Annotated in this window: 17 protein-coding genes and 1 pseudogene; 14 read left to right on the forward strand and 4 right to left on the reverse strand. The window is 66.1% G+C overall.

The window, feature by feature from the left end:
* Positions 1-334 precede the first annotated feature (334 nt).
* Positions 335-1,222, forward strand: coding sequence for a hypothetical protein (locus QZ609_RS12370; RefSeq protein WP_004630531.1), 888 nt, complete (start codon positions 335-337; stop codon positions 1,220-1,222).
* Positions 1,223-1,472: 250 nt separating this feature from the next.
* Here QZ609_RS12370 and QZ609_RS12375 read toward each other — a convergent pair whose 3' ends face one another.
* Positions 1,473-1,655 carry a hypothetical protein gene (locus tag QZ609_RS12375; protein WP_198140026.1) on the reverse strand — a complete coding sequence of 61 codons (183 nt, stop codon included), beginning with the start codon at positions 1,653-1,655 and terminating at the stop codon, positions 1,473-1,475.
* 121 nt (positions 1,656-1,776) lie between these two features.
* Here QZ609_RS12375 and QZ609_RS12380 point away from each other — a divergent pair, with 121 nt between their 5' ends.
* Together QZ609_RS12380 and rpiA are read left to right on the forward strand one after the other, a co-directional pair.
* Complete coding sequence (locus QZ609_RS12380) at positions 1,777-2,184, forward strand: hypothetical protein (RefSeq protein ID WP_295494853.1); 408 nt, start codon at positions 1,777-1,779, stop codon at positions 2,182-2,184.
* Between the two features lie 227 nt (positions 2,185-2,411).
* A pseudogene (rpiA, locus tag QZ609_RS12385) lies at positions 2,412-2,855 on the forward strand (ribose-5-phosphate isomerase RpiA); the annotation flags it as partial.
* Between the two features lie 104 nt (positions 2,856-2,959).
* Here rpiA and QZ609_RS12390 read toward each other — a convergent pair.
* On the reverse strand, positions 2,960-3,661 hold the full coding sequence (locus QZ609_RS12390) for a TetR/AcrR family transcriptional regulator (RefSeq protein ID WP_295494855.1): 702 nt from the start codon (positions 3,659-3,661) through the stop codon (positions 2,960-2,962).
* Positions 3,662-4,001: 340 nt separating this feature from the next.
* On the opposite strand from QZ609_RS12390, the gene QZ609_RS12395 reads away from it, so the two are divergent.
* From QZ609_RS12395 to QZ609_RS12420, 6 genes are all read left to right on the forward strand, one after another.
* Complete coding sequence (locus QZ609_RS12395) at positions 4,002-5,282, forward strand: Zn-dependent hydrolase (RefSeq protein WP_295494857.1); 1,281 nt, start codon at positions 4,002-4,004, stop codon at positions 5,280-5,282.
* Positions 5,283-5,390: 108 nt separating this feature from the next.
* Entirely contained in the window at positions 5,391-6,737 is a 1,347-nt protein-coding gene (locus tag QZ609_RS12400; RefSeq protein ID WP_295494859.1) for an NAD(P)-dependent oxidoreductase, read from the forward strand.
* Between the two features lie 38 nt (positions 6,738-6,775).
* Positions 6,776-8,083, forward strand: coding sequence for an NAD-dependent dihydropyrimidine dehydrogenase subunit PreA (preA, locus tag QZ609_RS12405; RefSeq protein WP_295494861.1), 1,308 nt, complete (start codon positions 6,776-6,778; stop codon positions 8,081-8,083).
* Positions 8,084-8,190: 107 nt separating this feature from the next.
* Positions 8,191-9,690, forward strand: coding sequence for an NCS1 family nucleobase:cation symporter-1 (locus QZ609_RS12410; protein ID WP_295494863.1), 1,500 nt, complete (start codon positions 8,191-8,193; stop codon positions 9,688-9,690).
* Between the two features lie 45 nt (positions 9,691-9,735).
* Complete coding sequence (gene hydA, locus QZ609_RS12415) at positions 9,736-11,214, forward strand: dihydropyrimidinase (RefSeq protein WP_295494866.1); 1,479 nt, start codon at positions 9,736-9,738, stop codon at positions 11,212-11,214.
* A 224-nt stretch (positions 11,215-11,438) separates the two neighbouring features.
* Positions 11,439-12,983, forward strand: a complete 1,545-nt coding sequence (locus tag QZ609_RS12420; RefSeq protein ID WP_295494869.1) for a methyl-accepting chemotaxis protein — start codon at positions 11,439-11,441, stop codon at positions 12,981-12,983.
* Positions 12,984-13,055: 72 nt separating this feature from the next.
* On the opposite strand, the gene QZ609_RS12425 is transcribed toward QZ609_RS12420, so the two are convergent.
* Together QZ609_RS12425 and argA are read right to left on the reverse strand one after the other, a co-directional pair.
* Complete coding sequence (locus QZ609_RS12425; protein ID WP_011001184.1) at positions 13,056-13,331, reverse strand: oxidative damage protection protein; 276 nt, start codon at positions 13,329-13,331, stop codon at positions 13,056-13,058.
* 159 nt (positions 13,332-13,490) lie between these two features.
* Positions 13,491-14,846, reverse strand: coding sequence for an amino-acid N-acetyltransferase (gene argA, locus QZ609_RS12430; RefSeq protein WP_295494900.1), 1,356 nt, complete (start codon positions 14,844-14,846; stop codon positions 13,491-13,493).
* A 112-nt stretch (positions 14,847-14,958) separates the two neighbouring features.
* On the opposite strand from argA, the gene hrpA reads away from it, so the two are divergent.
* From hrpA to QZ609_RS12455, 5 genes are all read left to right on the forward strand, one after another.
* Complete coding sequence (gene hrpA, locus QZ609_RS12435) at positions 14,959-18,972, forward strand: ATP-dependent RNA helicase HrpA (protein ID WP_295494892.1); 4,014 nt, start codon at positions 14,959-14,961, stop codon at positions 18,970-18,972.
* 122 nt (positions 18,973-19,094) lie between these two features.
* Positions 19,095-20,099, forward strand: a complete 1,005-nt coding sequence (locus QZ609_RS12440) for a YncE family protein (protein WP_295494894.1) — start codon at positions 19,095-19,097, stop codon at positions 20,097-20,099.
* An 11-nt stretch (positions 20,100-20,110) separates the two neighbouring features.
* Positions 20,111-20,947, forward strand: coding sequence for a polysaccharide deacetylase family protein (locus QZ609_RS12445; RefSeq protein ID WP_295494902.1), 837 nt, complete (start codon positions 20,111-20,113; stop codon positions 20,945-20,947).
* Positions 20,948-20,956: 9 nt separating this feature from the next.
* A complete protein-coding gene (locus tag QZ609_RS12450; RefSeq protein WP_295494896.1) occupies positions 20,957-21,931 on the forward strand; it encodes a sterol desaturase family protein in 975 nt (324 codons plus the stop codon).
* A gap of 65 nt (positions 21,932-21,996) precedes the next feature.
* Positions 21,997-22,854 (forward strand): EI24 domain-containing protein, encoded by an 858-nt coding sequence (locus QZ609_RS12455; RefSeq protein ID WP_295494898.1) that lies wholly within the window; start codon positions 21,997-21,999, stop codon positions 22,852-22,854.
* The last annotated feature ends 60 nt before the right edge of the window (positions 22,855-22,914 follow it).

Here is a 22,914-nt window from a genome sequence, read left to right on the forward strand (position 1 = left end):
CCCGCCGATGACCTCAGAGCGAGTACTCGTGTTCTTTGACTGAGTCAACGCGGTTCCCCAGGTAACCAGGTTTACCGCGTGCTGACATCGCACGCACCGGACACTGAAACGTCCCCATGCACTGCTATTCCACTCCGCGGGTGGGTTGTGATGTGCATTTTGTGCCACAACCAGCGGTGCCAATGCGACTCTGCCGATAGAGGGGTGGAGGCTCCGCGCTCAAGGGTGATACTATTTCCTGTCAAGAAGTGCCGCGACATAGAATAGTAGGCACGACAGCTTAGGCCGTTGGTCTGGTTCGACCAGACAGCGACAAGTAGCGGTGGGGATCCTCGTGGAAGAATTCAATTCGAGCATGGCGTACGCACTCATGCCCTACGCGGCCGTCGGCGGCGTGGCTGTCATCAGCGTGTGGGCTGTCTGCTGGGCGTACGCCCGCAGGCGCAAGGCAAAGCGGGTCGCCATGGATATGCAAGCCGTCGACCAGACAATCGTCCGGGCGGAGGCGCTTGAGCAGTTTTGGGAGCAGGGCATGCTGCCCAACGCCCTCGCAGGCGAGGGCATGTTCAAGGAAGACTATGTCCGGGACATGCTCTCCACAATTCGGCGCATGCACGCAGAGCTGCTCCCGTTGCTTGATCAGGTCCAGAATGGAACCCCGCTAGATGCATCACAGCGAAAACATCTGGCGTTCCTTCGCAAGGAACTCAACCGTTGCATGCAGCGCCCAGACGGGCAGTACTTCGACCTTGCGACAACACTGGCTGAGTTCGGCACCTCCCGGGAGGTCAAGCGCGAAGCACCGATCCAATGGCAAGCGCGCTCCCTAATGGACCGGCCGGCTGCCGCGCAACTCGCGGAACGGACCAGCTTGCAGCGAGACAACAATTCAAGCGATGGGGATTGGATGAATCCCCTGAATCCATTCAGCCCGCTGAGCCCACTCAATCCGCTGTCCTCTGTCAGTCCTTGGTCGCTCTGGCAATCCGAGCCCGGACATCAAGACGAAAGCGATCGGCACCAGCGCGTCTGGGGTGATCGCAGCACCTCAGACAATTCGTCCTTGGGCTTCTTCGGGGGAAACGATAGCAGCAGTGGTAACGATGGCGGGCGATCGCTTTTGGACTGCTCATCCTCCAGTGATAGCGGCGGCTCGTCGAACGACAGTCCGTCCAACGACAGCAACAACGACAGCTATTCCACTCCCTGTGGTGGCGACTGATCTCGCTTCGCTTACCGCGCCCGCCGCCAACCCGGCAGTTTGAACGGATTTTCACGTAAGGCATCCTTGCCATGAAAACACCTCGCCTGATTGTTCTCGCGCTCTCGGCTGTTTTTGTCGCGTCCCCGTTGGCCTGGGGGAAAAGCTCTGGTTTCAGTTCCAGCAGCTCTGGCGGCTCGCGGAGTTCGAGCTTCAGCTCCAGCAGTTCGTCGAGCAGCCGATCCAGCAGCAGTTACGGATCGTCGAGCAGCTATGGCTCGTCGAGTTCGTCCTCTTCCTCTGGGCGTTCGTCGGGCTTCAGCTCGAGCGACTCCTCATCGACCAGCCGCCCGGCGTCGACCGGCCTGGGTAGCTCGATGTACTCGTCACGCGCGAGCAAGGAGGCCGCTGATACGTACACGGCCAGCAAGGCCGGCCCGAGTACTGATAGCACGAGCCGCAGCAGCGGTTACGGTACGGCCGGCGCGCCGGGCACGGCGTACGCCAACTCATCTCAGGGCTACTCGAATGGGCCGTCCTACACCCCGCCTGTCGCCCAGGCGCCGACCACGACCGTGACCAATAACTACTCGAATCCCGGTGGCAACTCGGCCCTGACCAACATGGCGCTTGGTTACATGATCGGCCACTCGACGTCGCAACACGACACAGTGGTGGTGCAACAGCCTGCGCCGGCGCAAAGCAGCCAATTGTCTCAAGCATCTCCGCAAAACGGCGGACTTGTCGCACCTGCTGATCGGCAGGTGCCGAGCGCGTCCCAAGAGGCTTCAAACAACGAATCTTCCCTCACGCTGCCCGGTCCGGCCATGGGTGCCGTATCCAGTGCGTCGGACGGACTAATGTGGCACGCCCTGGGCTGGGTCATCGGGTTTGGCCTCGCCGTCGTCGTCGTATTGATGATCTTGAGGGCCTGGACAGCGCGAAAGGCTAAGTTCGCGCAGAAAACCAACTACCGACTTTAAGGAACCCCATGGGTTTGATTGACCTCACCCGACGTGTCGTTGAGAAGAAGCTCGACGACGCAGCCAAAGCTCACGCACCGAAGGCCGAGCGAGTTGACGTCGGGCTACCGTTCGGCGCGCGGATTGGCAGTCTCTTCGAAGTGCCGCGTACGCAAATCGCGCTGCTCACCGGGTCGTTGCTGACCCTGCCGAAGTCGGCGCAAATGCCGATCGTCGCGGCAAGCCGTGTGCGACTGGACGGCGCCGACGATATCGACGCCGACGGCGCCATGATCAAGGGCGGTGGCGGCGCCCTCACGCGCGAGAAGATCGTTGCTTCGGTGGCTGGCGAGTTCGTCTGCATCGCGGACGGCAGCAAGCTGGTCGATACGCTGGGCGTGTTCCCGCTGCCGGTGGAAGTGGTGCCGATGGCACGCGCCGCCGTGGCCCGCCAGTTGGCCGCGCTGGGCGGTCAGCCGCGCCTGCGCATGACCCGCGATGGCCAGATCTACAAGACCGACAACGGCAATGTGATTCTGGACGTGTCGGGCCTGCGCATTGCCGAGCCGAAGGCGCTGGAAGCGCGCGTCAACGACATTCCGGGGGTCGTGACGGTTGGTCTGTTTGCCAAGCGTGGCGCCAACGTGCTGTTGCTGGGCACGGAAGCGGGCGTGCAGCGCCGCGATTTCTGAAGCCGCACGACGCGCCGCGTAACCGCGTGGCGCCGCCGACAAAAATGCCGTTCAAGCGTACGCTGAACGGCATTTTTTTTGGGGCGGCGAGGCCGATGTGGCGATTACTCGTGGTCGTTGCGCGGCGCCGCTGAGACGGCGCCGCACGCGCGCAGCAGCAACGCGACCACCTCTTCAGTGCGCTCGGCAAACGCCTTTTGCGTCAACGCCCGCTTGCCCGACAGCGCGCGGATCTGCGCTTCGAAATCGGCGTAGTGCTGGGTGGTCGACCAGATCATGTACATCAGCGTCTGCGCGTCGACCGGCGCGAGCAGGCCGCGCGCGATCCAGCCATCGATGACTTGCACGCGCGTGTCGAACCAGGGCTTCACGCGCTGCGCGAGGATGTCCTGCATGTGCTCCGCGCCCTGGATGATCTCGTTGGCCCACACCTTGGAGCCCAACGGCCGGCGGCGCGACAGCTCCATCTTGGCGCGCACATAGCCGCCGATGGCCTCGACCGGGTCGTCGCTGCTCTCGAACGAGCCGGCGGCGCGATGCCAGTCTTCGAACAGGTCTTCCAGCACGCGCCGGTATAGCGCCAGCTTGGTCGGGAAGTAGTAGTGCAGATTGGCCTTGGGCAGGCCGGCGCGCTCCGCGATCAGGGCCGTGCTCGCGCCCTCCAGGCCGCGCTCGGCGAAGACGGCTTCCGCACAGGCCAGCAGGTGGGCCTCGTTCGACTCACGGATATGCGCCTTGCGCCGCCGCAAAGGTGCCGGGGTTTCAGGGTGCTCCGCCGGGTTGGCTGCCACTGGGTCGTCTCGCATGCGGGTCTCGTGCGGCACACACGCCGCGTCGCGCCTCATTCTAGTCGCTCGAAGGCGCGCGGACACCTCGGGCATACGACATCGAGCGCGTCATGCTGCATCGCAATGGCACGCTTCTCGCTTTGAAAGCCGGACTGCGAAAGACATTGATTTGACGGGAATCGTCGTCTACAACCTGTCCATTCGGACAGGATTGGAGCGGCGGGCGACACCCCGAAAAGGTCGTTCGCGATGGACCGAATGCCATGCACCGCACGCGTGCGGACATGCCCTAAAACACGGCCCCCGGTGCACCGATACAGCGTCGGTCGCTGCAGTGGAACCCTAAGGAGCGATGTGCATGAATGCAACATCCGAAGCGTTGGCAACGATACGGCTAGACACGTCGGTCAAGGTTGACGGCAAACGCCTGTGGGACAGCCTGATGTCGATGGCGAAGATCGGCGCCACGCCCAAGGGCGGTGTCTGCCGCCTGGCGCTGACCGATCTCGACAAGCAGGGGCGCGACCTCATCGTGAGCTGGGCCAAGGAGGCCGGCTGCACGGTCACGGTCGACCAGATGGGCAACGTCTTCATGCGGCGCGCCGGACGCAACCGGGATGCGCTGCCGGTCATGACCGGCTCGCACGCCGATTCGCAGCCGACCGGTGGGCGTTTCGACGGCATCTATGGCGTGCTCGGCGGGCTGGAGGTGATTCGCAGCTTGAACGACCACGGCATTGAGACCGAGCACCCGATCGAGGTGGTGATCTGGACCAATGAAGAGGGCTCGCGCTTCGCCCCGGCGATGGTGGCCTCGGGCGTGTTCGCGGGTGTCTTCACGCTGGACTACGGCCTGTCGCGCAAGGACGTCGACGGCAAGACCATCGGCGAGGAACTGCAGCGTATCGGCTACGCGGGTGACGTACCGTGCGGCGGTCGCCCGCTGCATGCAGCGTTCGAACTGCACATTGAGCAGGGCCCGATCCTGGAGGCCGAGCAGAAGACCATCGGTGTGGTGACGGATGCGCAGGGTCAGCGCTGGTACGAGATCACGCTGACCGGCCAGGAGGCCCACGCCGGCCCGACGCCGATGCCGCGTCGCCGAGATGCGCTGCTGGGCGCGGCGCGCGTGGTCGATCTGGTCAATCGCATCGGGCTGGATCACGCGCCGTTCGCCTGCGCGACGGTCGGCATGATGCAGGTGTACCCGAACTCACGCAACGTGATTCCGGGGCGCGTGTTCTTCACGGTGGATTTTCGGCATCCGGACGATGCGGTGCTCGCCAAGATGGACGCGGCGCTGCGCGAGGGCGTCGCCAAGATCGCCGGCGGCAGTGGGCTGGAGACGCAGCTCGAGCAGATCTTCTACTACCAGCCCGTCAAGTTCGATGCCGCGTGCGTGGCCTCGGTGCGTGCCGCCACCGAGCGCTTCGGCTATTCGCACCGCGACATGGTGTCCGGCGCGGGCCATGACGCGTGCTACCTGTCGCAGGTGGCACCCACGTCGATGGTGTTCGTGCCGTGCATCGGCGGCATCAGCCACAACGAGATCGAAGACGCCACGCCCGAGTGGATCGAGGCCGGCGCGAATGTCCTGCTGCACGCGATGCTTTCCCGCGCGTGCGAACCCGCTTCGTAGCCGCACCCCGTAGTCGCCGTCGCATCACCCACAACGAAAGCCGTCCCGACCTCGCCCGTGTGAGGCCGGCGGGCACGGCTGTGTCCTCACACTGACGAAGGAGCACCCATGGCTCTGAAGGAAACCGGCGCAACTGGTGACATCGCCGCGCACCGCCTGTCGCCCGAGCAGTTGTCGTGCGAGTTTGCCGATATCGCACCGCTGCTCGACCCGACGGCTGCGGCCGCCGCCGCCAGCCGCTGCCACTACTGCTACGACGCGCCCTGCGTGCAGGCGTGCCCGACGCAGATCGACATCCCCAGCTTCATCCGCAAGATCGGCAACGGCAACCTGAAGGGCGCCGCGATGGATATCTTGTCGGCCAATCCGCTCGGCGGGATGTGCGCGCGGGTGTGCCCGACCGAGATCCTGTGCGAGGGCGCGTGCGTGCGGAACGATCAGGATGCGCAGCCGGTGGCCATCGGCGCGCTGCAGCGCCATGCGACGGATTGGGCGATGGCCAAGGGCGTTGCGCTCTTCAAACGGGCGGCGGAGACGGGGCGGCATATCGCCGTGGTCGGCGCGGGGCCGGCGGGGCTGGCGTGTGCGCATCGGCTGGCGCTGGCCGGACATCGCGTGACGCTGTTCGACGCCCATGCCAAGGCCGGTGGCCTGAATGAATACGGCATCGCCGCCTACAAGACCGTCGACGAGTTTGCCCAGCGCGAGGTCGAGTGGCTGCTGTCGGTCGGTGGCATCGAGCTGAAGACCGGTGTTGTATTCGGCGGAGACGTGTCGCTCGACGCGTTGCGCAAACAGCATGACGCGGTATTCCTGGCGATTGGATTGGGCGGCGTGCGGGCACTCGCGCTCGAGGGCGAAGACCTGGCCGGCGTGATGAACGCGGTCGATTTCATCGAGGCGGTGCGCCAGGCCGAGGCGCTGGAGACGGTGCCGGTCGGCCGGCGCGTGGTCGTGATCGGCGGCGGCAATACGGCGGTGGATGCGGCCGTGCAAAGCCGCAAGCTCGGCGCGACGACGGTGACGATGGTGTATCGGCGCGGCGTCGAGTCGATGAGCGCGACGTGGGCCGAACGCGAGTTCGCGCAAAAGAACGGCGTCACACTCATCACGCATGCGAAGCCGGTGCGGTTGGTTGGCCGCGATGGGCAGGTCACCGGCGTGGAGTTCGAGCGCACGTCGGGTGAGCGCTTCACGGTCGAGGCCGACATGGTGCTCAAGGCGATCGGCCAGACGCTGGTGCCGGTGGGCCTCGACGGCGAGCTGCTGACGCTGGACGGCAGCCGCATTGCCGTGGATGCAGGCGGGCGAACCACGCTCCCCGACGTCTGGGCCGGTGGCGATTGCGCGGCCACCGGCGGCATCGACCTGACGGTGCAGGCCGTGCAGGACGGCAAGGTGGCCGCCGCGTCCATCGATGCCTACCTGGCGAGCCTGACGGCCATGGCGGCCTGAGCCGCACGCCCACAACAACACACTCTACGGAGCCGAACATGGCCGATCTGCGCTGCACGATTGCCGGCATCACATCGCCGAACCCCTTCTGGCTGGCCTCCGCGCCGCCCACCGACAAGGCCTACAACGTCAACCGCGCGTTCGAGGCGGGCTGGGGCGGCGTGGTGTGGAAGACGCTGGGGCTTGACCCGCACGTGGTCAACGTCAGCTCGCGCTACGGCGCGGTGCAGTGGAACGGCCAGCGCATCGCGGGGCTGAACAACATCGAGCTGATCACCGACCGGCCGCTCGACGTGAACCTGCGCGAGATCGCCCAGGTCAAGCGCGACTGGCCGGACCGCGCGCTGATCGTCTCGCTGATGGTGCCCTGCAACGAGCACGACTGGAAATGGATCCTGCCGATGGTCGAGGACACCGGCGCCGATGCGGTCGAGCTGAACTTCGGCTGCCCGCATGGCATGAGCGAGCGCGGCATGGGCGCGGCGGTCGGGCAGGTGCCGGAGTACATCGAGATGGTCACGCGCTGGGTGAAGGAGAGCACGCGCATGCCGTGCCTGGTCAAGCTCACGCCCAACATCACCGACATCCGCGTGGGCTCGCGCGCGGCGTACAAGGGCGGGGCGGATGGCGTGTCGCTCATCAACACCATCAACTCGATCGTGGCGGTGGATCTGGACCAGATGGCGCCGATGCCCACGGTGGACGGCAAGGGCACGCACGGCGGCTACTGCGGCCCAGCGGTCAAGCCGATCGCGCTGAACATGGTGGCGGAGATCGCGCGCGACGCACAGACGCCCAACCTGCCGATCTCGGGCATCGGTGGCATCTCCAACTGGCGCGATGCGGCGGAGTTCATCGTGCTGGGCGCGGGCAGCGTGCAGGTGTGCACGGCGGCCATGCACTATGGCTTCCGCATCGTGCAGGACATGGCCGACGGCCTGGCCAACTGGATGGACGAGAAGGGCTACGCCACGCTGGACGACGTCCGCGGCCGGGCCGTCCCCAACGTGACCGACTGGAAGTACCTGAACCTGAAGTACGACATCAAGGCGCGCATCGACCAGGACCGCTGCATCCAGTGCGGCCTGTGCCATATCGCTTGCGAAGACACCTCGCACCAGGCCATCACGCGCGAGAAGGACGGCAAGCGCCACTTCGAAGTCGTCGATGCCGAATGCGTCGGGTGCAATTTATGCATGCATGTCTGCCCGGTCGAACAATGCATCACGATGGAGCGCGTGGACGCCGGCGGCTATGCCAACTGGACCACGCACCCGAACAACCCGGCGCGCGTTGGTGCAGAGGCGCCCGATGCCGGTGCCAGGGAGCCCGTCAAGGCGGCCTGAGTCCGTCGTCCCGCGTATCGGATGTCCTTGTGCAGACCGGTTTTGATTCCTACAAATGAGCCTGACGCGCGCCGCAGAGCGCGCCCAACCACCGTGGAGGTCTTTCAATGAAGCAGGCAGCGCACACCGCCGATCCGCTAGCGGCTGACAGCAATCTCTATAACGACGACCTCGCGCCCACCGGCGTGGCCCAGCGCACCTGGAGGTGGTACCACTTCGCGGCGCTGTGGGTCGGCATGGTGATGAATATCGCGTCGTACATGCTGGCGGCCGGGCTGACGGAGCAGGGCATGTCGCCGTGGCAGGCGGTGGTGACGGTGCTGCTGGGCAATGCCATCGTGCTGGTGCCGATGCTGCTGATCGGCCACGCCGGCGCCAAGCACGGCATTCCGTATGCGGTGCTGGTGCGCACCTCGTTCGGCACGCAGGGGGCGAAGCTGCCGGCGCTGCTGCGCGCCATTGTCGCCTGCGGCTGGTACGGCATCCAGACCTGGCTGGGTGGCAGCGCCATCTACACGCTGGCCAACATCCTGACCGGCAACGCGCTGCATGGCACGCCGCTGCCGTTCCTGGACATTTCCATCGGTCAGCTTGCGTGCTTCCTGCTGTTCTGGGTGCTGCAGCTCTACTTCATCCTGCACGGCACCGATTCGATCCGCTGGCTGGAGAGCTGGTCGGCCCCCATCAAGATCGTGATGTGCCTGGTGCTGGTGTGGTGGGCCACGTCGCAGGCGGGCGGGGTGGGGTCGATGCTGTCGGCGCCGTCGCAGTTCGTGGCGGGCGGCAAGAAGGAGGGCCTGTTCTGGGTGACGTTCTGGCCGAGCCTGACAGCCATGGTCGGCTTCTGGGCGACGCTGGCGCTGAACATTCCCGACTTCACGCGCTTCGCCAAATCGCAGCGCGACCAGATCGTCGGCCAGTCGATCGGCCTGCCGATCCCGATGGCGCTGCTGTCGGTCATCTCGGTGGTGGTCACGTCCGCCACCGTGGTCATCTACGGCAAGGCGATCTGGGACCCGATCGATCTGACCAGCCGCATGACCGGCATCGGCGTGGGCGTCGCGCTGGTGATCCTGACGCTGGACACCATGTGCTGCAATCTCGCGGCCAACCTGGTCGGCCCCGCGTACGACTTCTCCAGCCTGTGGCCGAAGGGCATTTCGTATAAGACCGGCGGGCTCATCACCGCCACCATCGCCATCGTGATGATGCCGTGGAAGATCCTGGCTACGTCGGAGGGCTACATCTTCACGTGGCTGGTTGGGTACTCGGCGCTGCTGGGGCCGGTGGCCGGCATCATGATGGTCGACTACTTCCTGATCCGCGGCACACGCCTGAGCGCACGCGAGCTGTTCGACGAGCACGGCGAATACGCCTACACCGGCGGCTGGAACATCGGCGCGGTGGTGGCGCTGGCGGTGGGCGTGCTGCCCAACCTGCCGGGCTTCCTGCACACGGCGTTCCCCACGGCGTTCCCGAACGTGCCGGCGTTCTTCAACACGCTCTACACGTATGCGTGGTTCGTCGGCCTGGTGCTGGCAGCACTCGTTTACAGCGCGTGGATGAAGCTGCGCGGCAGCCCGAGCGCGAGCGTGGCGAGCGCTTGAGCTGCGCGCGCACGTCGACAGACACACCCACAAGGAGACAGCGACATGACGACCCTGATCCGTGGCGGCACGGTCATCGATGCGGACCGCACCTGGCGCGCTGACGTGCTCTGTGCGCGCCCGGAAGACGGCGGCACCATCTTGCAGGTGGCCGAGCGGATCGACCCGCCGGCCGGCGCCACGATCATCGATGCGCACGGGCAATACGTGATGCCCGGCGGCATCGACCCGCACACGCACATGGAGCTGCCCTTCATGGGCACCACGGCCAGCGATGATTTCTACACCGGTACGGCGGCGGGTCTGGCGGGCGGCACCACCAGCATCATCGACTTCGTGATCCCCAGCCCGCGCCAATCGCTGATGGAGGCTTTCCACGAATGGCGCGGCTGGGCCGAGAAGGCGGCGTCCGACTACGGCTTCCACGTCGCCGTCACGTGGTGGGACGAGTCGGTCCATCGCGATATGGGGACGCTGGTACACGAGCACGGCGTCTCCAGCTTCAAGCACTTCATGGCCTACAAGAACGCGATCATGGCCGACGACGAGATCCTGGTGAACAGCTTCTCGCGTTCATTGGAGCTGGGCGCACTGCCGACCGTGCACGCGGAAAACGGCGAGCTGGTCTTCCAGCTCCAGCGCCAGTTGCTCGCGCACGGCATCACCGGGCCGGAGGCGCATCCGTTGTCGCGCCCGCCCGAGGTGGAGGGCGAGGCCGCCAATCGCGCGATCCGCATCGCGCAGGTGCTGGGTGTGCCGGTGTACATCGTGCACGTGTCGGCCAAGGATGCGGTGGAGGTGATCGCCCGCGCGCGCAACGAGGGCCTGCGCGTGTTCGGCGAGGTGCTGCCGGGCCATCTGGTGATCGACGAGGCGGTGTACCGCGACCCGGACTGGACGCGCGCCGCCGCCCACGTCATGAGCCCGCCGTTCCGCGCGGCCGAGCATCGCGAGGCGCTGTGGCGCGGCCTGCAGTCCGGCCAGTTGCACACCACGGCGACGGACCACTGCGTGTTCTGCGCCTCGCAGAAGGCCATGGGCCGCGACGACTTCACCAAGATTCCCAACGGCTGCGGTGGTGTGGAGGATCGCCTCGCCATCCTCTGGCACCACGGCGTCAACGCCGGGCGCATCACGCCGAACGAGTTCGTGCGCATCACCTCGACCAACGCCGCGCAGATCTTCAACCTGTATCCGCGCAAGGGCGCCGTGCAGCCGGGGGCGGATGCCGACCTGGTGGTGTGGGACCCGGCGGCGACCAAAACCATCTCCGTGAAGACGCATCACCAGAAGGTGGACTTCAACGTGTTCGAGGGGATGACGGTGCGCGGCGTTGCCACCCACACGCTCACGCGCGGCGCGTTGGCCTGGGCAGACGGCGACTTGCGCGCGGTGCGCGGCGCGGGGCAATACCTGAAGCGCCCGCCGGCCGCGGCGTACTACGACGCCATCCGCCTTGCCAATGCGCGTCGCACGGCACATGCGGTGGAGCGGCACAGCGAGGAGATGGCCAGCGCCAAGTGAGTTGCAACCCACAATGCCGCCCGGAGGTGCTCGGGCGGCATTTTTTTGCGATGTGTGCATCACAACGCAGACCGTTGATCGTTTGCGATGTGCGTATTGTTGAAAACAGGTTTAAGTCATGCGTTAAGTGGCCGATAAGACGGGCACGGTGGCTTGCGGGCCGCCCATTCAGCGCATCCACAAGATGCGTGATGCTGCCGAGGCAGTCGTCTTACCGAGTCATCATGAAATTAGCAATCAAGCTTCCCCTGGCCTTTGCAGCCGCACTGCTGCTGATGTTTGCCGGGGCGATCTACGGCATCAGCTCGCTGAATCACTCCATCGTCGAATACAACACCACCGTGCAGGCGCGCGTGGCCGACGAGCGTGCGGTGACGAAGATGCTGGTCACCTTCAAGACCCAGGTGCAGGAGTGGAAGGACACCCTGCTGCGCGGTGAGGATCCGGTCAAGCTGGACAAATACTGGGGCGCCTTCCTCAAGGGTGAGCAGACCGTTGCCGACCAGGCGAAGGCCCTGCAAGCCTCGTTGCCGGCCGGCAAGAGCCGTGACCTGGTCGCACAATTCGCCACCGCGCACACCGCCATGGGCGAGGGCTATCGCAAGGGCCACGACATGTTCGTGGCGGCGTCGTTCGACCCGACCGTGGGCGACAAGGTGGTGGCCGGCGTGGACCGCGAACCGGCACGCCTGCTGGATGAGGCGGCCAAGGAGATTGCGGAGCAAAGTACGGCGGCGTCAGCCAGGACCGCGGAGGCCGCGCATACCGCGCTGGTGGTCAGCATCGTGCTGATGCTGGCGGCGTTTGGCCTGGGCCTGGGCGGCGCGTTCCTGTTCAGCCGGTCGATCACGCGGCCGCTGTCGCGCGCGGTGGATGTGGCGCGCGCGGTGTCGCATGGCAATCTGGCTGAGCCATTCGATGCCAAGGGTTCCGACGAGATCGCCCAGCTGCTGGTCGCCCTCAAAGACATGCAGCGCAGCCTGGCCAACGTGGTGAGTGAAGTGCGCCGCAATGCCGAGGGCGTGGCGGCCGCCAGCTCGCAGATCGCCTCGGGCAACCTGAACCTGTCTTCGCGCACGGAGGAGCAGGCAGCGTCGTTGGAAGAAACCGCTGCCACCATGGGTGAGCTGACCGGCACCGTGCGCCGCAATTCCGAGAGCGCGGTGCAGGCGTCGGCGCTGGCCGGTCACGCATCGGAAACGGCGGCGCGCGGCGGCAAGGTCATGGGCGACGTGGTCGACACCATGCGCGGCATCTCGGAAAGCTCCAACAAGGTGGGCGAGATCATCGGCGTGATCGACAGCATCGCGTTCCAGACCAACATCCTGGCGCTGAACGCGGCCGTGGAAGCGGCGCGCGCCGGCGAGCAGGGCCGCGGCTTTGCCGTCGTGGCTGGCGAGGTGCGCACGCTGGCCCAGCGCAGCGCCACGGCTGCCAAGGAGATCAAGGGCCTGATCGGCCGGTCGACCGAGCGCGTGGAAGCCGGCGAGCGGCTGGTGCAGGAGGCCGGCGGCATCATCGGCGAGATCGTCGGCTCCGTGCAGCGTGTCACGCAGATCGTGGCGGAAATCTCCTCCGCCTCGGCCGAGCAGAGCAGCGGTATCGAGCAGGTGAACATCGCCGTTGGCCAGATCGAGGAGGTGACGCAGCAGAACGCGGCGCTGGTGGAAGAGGCCTCGGCCGCCGCACACGCGATGGCGGATCAGGCCGATGCGCTGCGCCGTGCGGTGGCGATCTTCAAGATGGAGGGCGTCGCCGCGTCAGCGTGAGCCGGGTGAGCACCCAAACAAAAAGCCGTTCAGGTTGCGCTGAACGGCTTTTTTGTTGGCGTGACCGGCAAGTCAGGCCGACGGCGGCGGCACGTAGCCCGAAGCCTGGTCGGCGCCTTCGCCAAAGAAGTACTTCTCGGTCTGCTTGAGCAGGTACTGGCGCGCGCGCGTATCCGCCATGTTCAGGCGGTTTTCGTTGATCAGCATGGTCTGGTGCTTGAGCCAGCCGGCCCAGGCTTCCTTCGAGACGCTTTGCCAGATCTTCTTGCCCAGTTCGCCGGGCAGGGGCGGGAAGTCGAGGCCTTCGGCTTCCTTGTTGAGCTTGACGCAGTGGACCATGCGGGCCATGGGGATTCCTCTTTTGTGGCGGGAGCGCCGCTCTCGCGCAGCGCAGGTGCCGCTATTGTAAATGGCGCAGCCGGCATCTCCGGGATTCCGGCATGCCGGCTAAGGGCTTAGGGCCTGTTGATACATCAAACGTGCGCACGTTTGACGTGTCAACAGGCCCTAAAGCTTCTTCATCAGCACCATCGAGCGCCGCTGCCAGTTGTACAGCTTGCGGCGGTCTTCCGGCAGGTCGTCCACGGTGGCGTGCACGAAGCCGCGCTTGAGGAACCAGTGCTCGGTGCGCGTGGTGAGCACGAACAGGTGCTTCAGGCCCAGCGCCCGGGCGCGTGCCTCGATGTGTTTGAGCAGACGTTCGCCGTCGCCGGTGCCCTGGGTGTCGGGGGCCACGGTCAGGCAGGCCATCTCGCCCACGCTTTCCTTCCCATATGGATACAGCGCCGCGCAGCCAAAGATGATGCCGTCGTGCTCGATCACCGAGAAATTGGTGATGTCGCGCTCCAGCAAGCGGCGCTCGCGCGGCACCAGCGTGCCGTCGGCTTCCAGCGGCTCGATCAGCTGCACAATGCCGCCCACGTCGTCGAGCGTCGCTTCGCGCAGGTATTCCAGGTCGGCGTGCGACACCATGGTGCCCACGCCATCGTGCAGGAACAGCTCCAGCAGGATGCTGCCGTCCAGCGCAAACGGGATCACGTGCGCCCGGCGCACGCCGCCGCGCATCGCCTTGACGATGTGCTGCAGGTAGTAGGCCGTGTCGTTCGGCAGGCTGCCGTCGCGCAGGCGCTCGATGGCGGTTTCCATCGACAGGTCCTGCTGCAGCTTGCCGACGCGGTCCATGATGCCCGGCAGCTCGGTGATGAAGATCAGCTTGTCGGCCTTGAGCGCCGTGGCCGTGTTGGCCGCGACGTCTTCCATCGACAGGTTGAACGCCTGCCCCGTGGGCGAGAAGCCCAGCGGCGAGAGCAGCACGATCTTGCGGTTGGACAGCGAATACTGGATCGACTCCGCGTCGATCTTGCGCACCAGCCCGGTGTGCTGGAAATCCACGCCATTGACGATACCCACCGGCCGTGCCGTCACGAAGTTGCCCGACACCACGGAGATGCGCGCGCCGGCCATCGGCGTGTTCGGCAACCCCTGGCTGAAGGCCGCTTCGATATCGAGGCGCAGTTCGCCCGAGGCCTCCTTGGCCGATTCCAGTGCCGCGTTGTCGGTCACGCGCACGCCATCGACGAACTGGGTCTGCACGTTGCGCAGCGCCAGTTGCTCCTCCACCTGTGGGCGCGAGCCGTGCACCAGCACGATGCGCATGCCCATGGCGTGTAGCAGGGCGACGTCGTTGACCAGCGCGCCCAGATTGCCGGCCTGGACCAGCTCGCCGCCGAAGCCGATCACGAAGGTCTTGTCGCGGAAGGCGTGGATATAGGGCGCCACCTCGCGCAGCCAGTCCACGAACTGCTGCTGTTCGGGCGTGGGCGGGATCGGGGCGACGTCAACGGCGGCGGGCGTGTGCGCCACCAGCGAAACGCCGGGGGCGGGGGCGGAGGAACGAGCGGTCACGGGCGGAGCGGGGAGAGTGGTGCGAAGCGCAGCCGATGCTGGAAAGATGCGCGGATTATAATCCCGGCCGATGTCAGATTCCCATGCCCAGCCGCCCCGGTTACGAGACCCGGCGGCCCCCTCCCAACGACCGCAGAACGACGCCCCGCAGCCCGAGCGCAAGCCCGGTGGCAACGGCCGTCCGCCGCGCCGCGCCAAGCCCACGCCGGAAGCCCTCGCCGCCGCGCTGGAGGCCCGCCGCGCGCGCGCCAATCCCGTCCCGCCGATCAACTTTCCCGAGGCGCTGCCCGTCTCGGCCCGGCGCGATGAGATTGCCGAGGCCATCGCCGCCAATCAGGTGGTGATCGTCTCGGGCGAGACCGGCTCGGGCAAGACCACGCAGCTGCCGAAGATCTGCCTGTCGATCGGGCGGGGCATCGGCGCGGGCGGCACCGGGCTGATCGGCCATACGCAGCCGCGCCGGATTGCCGCCACGTCCACGGCCAAGCGCATCGCGCAGGAGATCGGCACGCCGGTGGGCGAGCACGTGGGCTTCCAGGTGCGCTTCAACGACACGCTCTCCGCCGGGGCGTCGGTCAAGCTGATGACCGACGGCATCCTGCTGGCCGAGACGCAGAACGACCCGCTGCTGCGCGCCTATGACACGATCATCATCGACGAGGCGCACGAGCGCAGCCTCAACATCGATTTCCTGATCGGCTACCTGAAGCAGCTGCTGCCGCGCCGGCCCGACCTGAAGGTCATCATCACCTCGGCGACCATCGACGCACAGCGCTTCGCCGAGCACTTTGTCGGACCGAAGGGGCCGGCGCCGGTCATTGAAGTCAGCGGCCGTCTGTATCCGGTCGAGGTGCGCTACCGCCCTGTCCAGCGCGACGAGAAGGACAAGGAGCGCGACCTCTATGAAGCCATCGTCGATGCCGTCGACGAGCTCGCGCGCGAAGGCTCCGGCGATGTGCTGATCTTCCTGCCGGGCGAGCGCGAGATCCGCGAGGCGGCCGAGGCGCTGCGCAAGCACCATCCGGCGCATACCGAGATCCTGCCGCTGTTTGCGCGGCTGTCGGTACAGGAGCAGGAGCGCGTGTTCCGCCCGTCCAACGCGCGGCGCATCGTGCTGGCGACCAACGTCGCCGAGACTTCGCTGACGGTGCCGGGCATCCGCTACGTGGTCGACACGGGGCTGGCGCGCGTCAAGCGCTATTCGTACCGCAACAAGGTCGAGCAGCTGCAGATCGAGCCGGTGTCGCAGGCCGCTGCCAACCAGCGCGCGGGCCGTTGCGGCCGGGTGGCCGACGGCGTGTGCATCCGCCTGTATGAAGAGGCGGATTTCATCGCGCGGCCGCGCTTTACCGATCCGGAAATCCTGCGGTCGTCGCTGGCGGCGGTCATCCTGCGCATGAAGGCGCTGCGGCTGACCGATGTCGAGCAGTTCCCCTTTATCGAGCCGCCGCTGGGCCGCGCGATTGCCGACGGCTACCAGCTCTTGCAGGAACTCGGCGCCGTTGACGACGAGAACGCGCTGACGCCGCTGGGCAAGCAGGTCGCCCGTCTGCCGCTGGACCCGCGCGTGGCGCGCATGATCCTGGCTGGGCGCGACCACCAGTGTCTGCGCGAGATGCTCATCATCGCCAGCGCCCTGTCAGTGCAGGACCCGCGCGAGCGCCCGCAGGAACTGCAGCAGCAGGCCGACCAGGCCCACCGCTTGTTTGCCGACGAGAAATCGGAATTCCTCGGCTGGGTCAAGCTGTGGAAGTGGTTTGAAGAGGCGGTCGCGCACAAGAAATCGAACAAGCAGTTGCAGGACCAGTGCCGATCGCACTTCCTCTCGCATCTGCGCCTGCGCGAATGGCGCGACGTGCATTCGCAACTGCACACCACGGTGGCGGAGCAGGGCTGGAAGCTCAACGAATCCGATCCGACCTACGAGCAACTGCATCTGGCGCTGCTGACGGGTTTGCTCGGCAATATCGGCGTGCGCATCGAAGAGGCCGACGGCAAGGGCCGCGAATACCTCGGCGCGCGCGGCATCAAGTTCTTCCTGTGGCCGGGTTCGGTCATCGCGCGCAAGGCGGGCAAGTGGGTCGTCGGCGGCGAGCTGATCGAGACCAGCCGTCTATTCGGCCGCACGCTGGCGCGCATCGAGCCGGAATGGGTAGAGAAGGTCGGCGCGCACCTGCTCAAGGTGTCGTGGAGCGATCCGCACTGGGAGAAGAAGGCCGGCCAGGTGATGGCCTTCGAGCGCGGCACGCTATACGGCCTGCCGATCTACCAGCAGCGCCGCGTGCATTTCGGGCCGATGCAGCCGAAGGAGGCGCGTGAGATGTTCATTCGCCGGGCGCTGGTCGACGGCGAGTTCGAGACGCGCCTGCCGTTCTTCGCGCACAACCAGAGGCTGGTGCGCGAGATCGAGAACCTGGAGCACAAGTCCCGCCGCCAGGACGTGCTGGTGGACGACGAGCTGATCTACGCGTTCTACGACAGCCAGGTTCCGGCCGACATCCACAACACCGTCGCTTTCGAGCAGTGGTATGCGGACGCCGCCAACGCAAGTGGCAAAGGCGGCCAGAAGCTGCTGTACCTGAATCGCGACGACCTGATGCGGCACGAGGCGGCCGGCATCACGACCGACCTGTTCCCCAAGACGCTGCCGATCGCCGGCATCGACATGGGCCTGACGTACCACTTCGAGCCCGGCAGCCCGCGCGACGGCGTGACGCTGACGGTGCCGTTGTACGCGCTCAACCAGGTGCCCGCGCAGCGTGCCGAATGGCTGGTGCCCGGCATGCTCAAGGAGAAGGTGCACCTGCTCCTGAAGAGCCTGCCGCAGAAGCTGCGCCGCCATTGTGTGCCGCTGCCGGACTACGCGGCGGGCTTTGTCTCGCGCGTGCGGCTGGGCGACGGTGACCTGCTCGACCGCCTGATCGCCGACGTGCGCGAGCAGACCAGTACGGCGCTCAAGCGGGCGGACTTCAAGCTGGAAACGCTGCCCGCGCATCACTTCATGAACTTCAAGGTGATCGACGAGCACGGCCGCCAGCTCGACATGGGCCGCAATCTGGCCCAGTTGCGCGCCGAGCTGGGCGGACGGGCGCAGCAGACCTTCCAATCGATCGCCGCGCAGGATGCGGCGGTGGCCGGCGCGCAGGGCGAGAGCACTGGCGCCAAGCCGGGCAAGGTCGGCAAGAGCCTGAGTTCGACCGATCTGCCGGCCAATGCCGCGCTGTACTCCGGCCTGACCACCTGGAATTTCGGCGCGCTGCCGGAGCTGCTGGAGATCCGCAAGGGCAGCCAGACGCTGTTCGGCTATCCGGCGCTGGTCGATGCGGGCGACCACTGCGATGTGGAAGTCTTCGACGACCCGGCCGAGGCTGCGCGCATTCATCGCCTGGGCCTGCGCCGGCTGTTCGCGCTGCAGCTGCGCGAGCCGCTCAAGTACCTGGAAAAGAACCTCCCCGGCCTGTCGCAGATGGCGATCCAGTTCATGAACCTGGGCACGCAGGACGAACTGCGCGACCAGATTCTGGACGCCACGCTGGAACGCGCCTGCCTGCAGGACCCGCTACCCACCGACGACGCCAGCTTCGGCGCCCGCAAGGATGAGAGCCGCGCACGCCTGACCCTGCTCGCGCAGGAGATCGCCCGCCTGGTCGGCGCGATCCTGGCCGAATACGCGCAACTGCCGCGCAAGCAGCAGATTGCCAAGCCCTTCGCCGCGGCCGCCGTGGATATCGATGCACAACTGAAGACGCTGATGCACAAGCGCTTCATCGAGGCGACGCCGTATGCGCAGTTGACGCACTTCCCGCGTTACCTGAAGGGCATCGCCCTGCGCATCGACAAGCTCAAGGCGGACCCCACGCGCGATGCGCAACGCATGCAGGAGATGGCGCCGCTGATCCAGCAGTACCAGCGCGCCGAGAAGGCGTTGCGCGTGCAAGGGCAGGGCGGCAACGACCCGCGCATGGAAGAGTTCCGCTGGATGCTGGAAGAGTTGCGCATCGCCCTGTTCGCGCAGGAGCTGCGCACGCCGGTGCCGATGTCGGTCAAACGCCTCCTGAAGGTCTGGGAGTCGATGCAGCGCTGATGGAAACCGCGCGACACTTTGCCGCAAATCAGAAAAGTTCCATCTTTCTTTTTAGATTTGCGTCATCGGCATGGCGATACCAACCGTTAAAATGGCTGGCTAAGTTGCTGAATCGGTTGAATATGTCTGTCTCGCGTATCTCGTTGTTTTCCCGTTGGGTTTCCCTGCTGGCGCTGTCGGTGTCGGCCATTGCGCCGCTGCTGGTGGCACATACGGCACATGCGGAAGTCGTGACCGTGCTCAATTCGGGCGACGCCAGCGTCACCCTGATCGACAAGGACTCGCGCAAGGTGCTGGAGACCTTCCCGATCGGCAAGGAGCCGCACCACCTGATCGCCACGCCCGACGAGAAATCGCTGATCGTCGCCAACGCGGTGGGCAATGAGCTGGTGTTCCTCGATCCGATCACCGGCAAGATCCAGCAGCGTGTGCAGCACATCGACGATCCTTACCAGATCGGTTTCTCGCCCGACCAGAAATGGTTCCTGACCACCGGCAACCGGCTGGATCGCGTCGACATCTACCGCTGGGACGGCCACGCGCTGTCCATCGCCAAGCAGCTGCCGCTGGTCAAGACGCCGAGCCACATCGCCTTCACGGCCGACAGCAAGGTGGCCTTCATCACGCTGCAAGACTCCAACGAGATCGCCGCCATCGACCTGCCCACGCAGACCGTGATGTGGCGCATGAGCGCCGGCTCCGCGCCGGCCGGCGTGTGGGTCACGCCCGACCAGAAATACCTGCTGGTGGGCATGACCGGCGCTGATTACGTGGAAGTGATCGACTGGCGCACCCACACCAGCGTCAAGCGCATCCCGACCGGCAAGGCAGCGCACAACTTCCGCGCGGTGGGCGACAAGCGGCACGTGTTCCTGTCCAACCGCGTGTCGGGCACGATCAGCATCATCGACCAGCAGACGCTGACCAAGGTCGGCGACATCACTGGCCTGCCGCCTGGCCCGGACGACATGGAACTGACCGCCGACGGCAAGCAGCTGTGGGTGACCTGCCGCTGGGCCAAGCGTGTGGTGATCGTTGACGTGGCGACGCGCAAGGTCATCGACGAGATCAAGGTCGGCCGCTCGCCGCACGGCATCTATTTCCGCACGCGTGCGCCGCTGATCTGAGCGTGAGCACCATGAAGCCCGGCCTGTCGATCCTGCGTACGGTGGCCGCTGCAGCGGCGCTGGGGCTGTGCGCCTTTGCGGCAGCTGCGCCCGGTGGGGTCAATGCTGGTGCCTGCAGGGGCACGGTCTACCTGACCTTCGACACCGGCAGCATGAGCCAGGCACAGCTGATTGCCGACACGCTGCGCCGCCACCGCATCCAGGCCACGTTCTTCCTCGCCAACGAGAAGACCATCCACGACGACAGCACGCTCGACGACGCCTGGGCGCCGTACTGGAAATCGCTGGCCGCCGACGGCCACGCCTTCGGCACGCACACCTTCGACCACGTCTACTACAAGGGCGAGGTTGAGGGCAAAAACGGCGGCGACGGCAAAGTGCGCTTTCGCCCGCAGTTCGGCGCGCAGGGCGGCCGCAACGTGGTGTGGGGCGAGCCCGAATTCTGTGCCGAACTCAAGCGCAGCGCCGAGCGCTTTCGCGCCATGACCGGCCAGCCGATGGACCCGCTGTGGCGCGCGCCCGGCGGCCACCTCTCGGTCACGACCGAGGCCTGGGCCAAGCAATGCGGCTATGCCCACGTGGCCTGGGCGCCCGCCGGTTTCCTCGGCGACGAGTTACCCTCCGAGCGCTATCCGAACGCGATGCTGCTCGACAAGGCACTCGCCAACCTGCGCGATGGCGATATCACCATGGCCCACCTCGGTATCTGGTCGCGCAAGGACGCGTGGGCCCCCGCCGACCTGGAGCCGCTGATCACCGGCCTGGAGCGCAAGGGCTTCTGCTTTGCCACGCTGCGTGATCATCCGCAGTACAAGGCGTGGTTTGCCGCCCACCCGCCGGCGCGCTGAGTCTCGACCATGTTCGACTGGATTGCCAACACCTTCACCCAAGCGCAGGAACTGCTGTTCCAGCAGGTCGTGATGCCGCTCACCTACGCCATCGGCCTCGGCGGCTACGTGGAAGACGCGTACCCCGGCACCGAGTGGCTGCTGATGGGCCTGGTGCAGATCGCCGTGTTGCTGCTGGTGCTGCGCCCGCTCGAGCGCTGGCGCCCGGTGGAGCCGATGCGCGATCGCAAGGCAGTGCGCGCGGACATCATCTATACGCTGTTCCAGCGGCTCGGCTTCTTCCCGCTGCTGATGTTCTTCACGCTGCAGCCGCTGATCGACGACCTGGACGGCAAGCTGCGCTTCTGGGGCTGGGCCCACCTCAACGTTGAGGACTGGTGGCCGGGCGTGACCTCCGTTGCCATCGTCAGCTTCCTGATCTACCTGGTGCTGTTCGACCTGCTCGACTACTGGTACCACCGTCTGTCGCACAAGTTCAACTGGTGGTGGAGCCTGCATTCGCTGCATCACAGCCAGCGGCAGATGACGATGTGGTCGGACAACCGCAACCACATCCTCGACGACGTGCTGCGCGGCGCGGTGTTTGCCGTTGCGGCGCTGGTGGTCGGGGTGGAGCCGTCGCAGTATGTGCTGCTGGTCGCCATCTCGCAGCTGGTGCAGAGCCTGCAGCACGCCAACGTGCGGCTGCACTTCGGCTGGCTGGGTGAGCGGCTGTTGATCTCGCCGCGTTTCCACCGGCTGCACCACGCCATCGGCCTCGGGCACGAGGTGCCGGGCAAGCCGGGCGTGCTGGGCGGCTGTAACTTCGGCGTACTGTTCCCGTGGTGGGACATGCTGTTTGGCACCGCCATCTTCTCGCCGGAATACCACGCCACCGGCATCCGCGATCAACTCCCCGCGCCGCAGGGCCGCTCGCGCGACTACGGGCATGGCGTGCTGCGCCAGCAGTGGCTGGGGTTCAAACGCCTCTTCGGACGCGCCTGAGCATTGACCGCGGTGCGTTGCCGCGCTGTGCTAGGCTGTCCGCATCCTGATTTCCCGACCTCTGCATGAACGACCTGATCCGCTCGTTTGGCCGCGCGCTGCTGTCGCAACTGCATCCGCGCATGCTGTTCATGACGGTACTGCCGTTCGTCGTCGCGCTGGTGGTGTGGGGGCCGATCCTGTATTTCGGCTGGAACCAGGTGATGGACGTGGCGCGCGGCGTGCTCGAAGGCTGGCCGCTCACGCATTGGATCTACCGCGGACTGGATAGCCTCGGCATGACGGGCTTCCGTGCCGTGATCGCGCCGCTGGTGGTGATCGCCGTGCTGGTGCCGGTGATCGTGGTGACGATCCTGGTGTTCGTGGGCGCGGCGTCAGTGCCCACGGTGATGCGCTTTCTCGATCGCAACTATCCGCAGCTGGAGCGTCGCAAGGGCGGTTCCGTGGTCGGCAGCCTGCTGCATTCGCTGGCCTGCACGCTGGTGTTTGCGGTGGTGGCGGTGATCACGTTGCCGCTGTGGCTGATTCCGCCGTTCTTTGCGCTCATCCCGCCGCTGCTGTGGGGCTGGCTGACCTACCGCGTGATGACCTACGACGCGCTGGCCGAGCATGCCACGCCCGAAGAGCGCCGCATCATCATGCAGCGCTACCGGCTGCCGCTCTTGGGCATCGGCATCGCGGTCGGCATGCTGGGCTCGGCGCCGACGCTGCTGTGGGTGTCGTCGGTGCTGACCATCGTGCTGTTCCCCATCATCGCCATCGCCGTCATCTGGCTGTATGTGCTGATCTTCATCTTCTCGGCGCTGTGGTTCGGCCACTTCTGCCTGCGCGCGCTGACCCGCCTGCGCGCCGAGGCGCCCGCCGCGCGCGTGATCGAATCGACGGTCATCGACGTCACCCACGTTGAGCTGCCACGCGACTAACAAGGACTGACATGGCTTTCGGCATGATCATCATCGGCGACGAGATCCTCTCCGGCCGCC

Origin of the sequence: uncultured Ralstonia sp., from assembly GCA_913056305.1 — a bacterium.
Taxonomy (GTDB): domain Bacteria; phylum Pseudomonadota; class Gammaproteobacteria; order Burkholderiales; family Burkholderiaceae; genus Ralstonia.

What these genes read in the sequence shown, in the direction of transcription:
- QZ609_RS12400 (WP_295494859.1), top strand. Translation starts at nt 5,391, where the DNA reads ATGGCTCTGAAGGAAACCGGCGCAACTGGTGACATCGCCGCGCACCGC.
- QZ609_RS12450 (WP_295494896.1), top strand. Translation starts at nt 20,957, where the DNA reads ATGTTCGACTGGATTGCCAACACCTTCACCCAAGCGCAGGAACTGCTG.
- QZ609_RS12445 (WP_295494902.1), top strand. Translation starts at nt 20,111, where the DNA reads ATGAAGCCCGGCCTGTCGATCCTGCGTACGGTGGCCGCTGCAGCGGCG.
- hydA (WP_295494866.1), top strand. Translation starts at nt 9,736, where the DNA reads ATGACGACCCTGATCCGTGGCGGCACGGTCATCGATGCGGACCGCACC.
- QZ609_RS12440 (WP_295494894.1), top strand. Translation starts at nt 19,095, where the DNA reads ATGTCTGTCTCGCGTATCTCGTTGTTTTCCCGTTGGGTTTCCCTGCTG.
- preA (WP_295494861.1), top strand. Translation starts at nt 6,776, where the DNA reads ATGGCCGATCTGCGCTGCACGATTGCCGGCATCACATCGCCGAACCCC.
- hrpA (WP_295494892.1), top strand. Translation starts at nt 14,959, where the DNA reads ATGTCAGATTCCCATGCCCAGCCGCCCCGGTTACGAGACCCGGCGGCC.
- QZ609_RS12425 (WP_011001184.1), bottom strand. Translation starts at nt 13,331, where the DNA reads ATGGCCCGCATGGTCCACTGCGTCAAGCTCAACAAGGAAGCCGAAGGC.
- QZ609_RS12395 (WP_295494857.1), top strand. Translation starts at nt 4,002, where the DNA reads ATGAATGCAACATCCGAAGCGTTGGCAACGATACGGCTAGACACGTCG.
- QZ609_RS12420 (WP_295494869.1), top strand. Translation starts at nt 11,439, where the DNA reads ATGAAATTAGCAATCAAGCTTCCCCTGGCCTTTGCAGCCGCACTGCTG.
- QZ609_RS12455 (WP_295494898.1), top strand. Translation starts at nt 21,997, where the DNA reads ATGAACGACCTGATCCGCTCGTTTGGCCGCGCGCTGCTGTCGCAACTG.
- QZ609_RS12390 (WP_295494855.1), bottom strand. Translation starts at nt 3,661, where the DNA reads ATGCGAGACGACCCAGTGGCAGCCAACCCGGCGGAGCACCCTGAAACC.
- QZ609_RS12410 (WP_295494863.1), top strand. Translation starts at nt 8,191, where the DNA reads ATGAAGCAGGCAGCGCACACCGCCGATCCGCTAGCGGCTGACAGCAAT.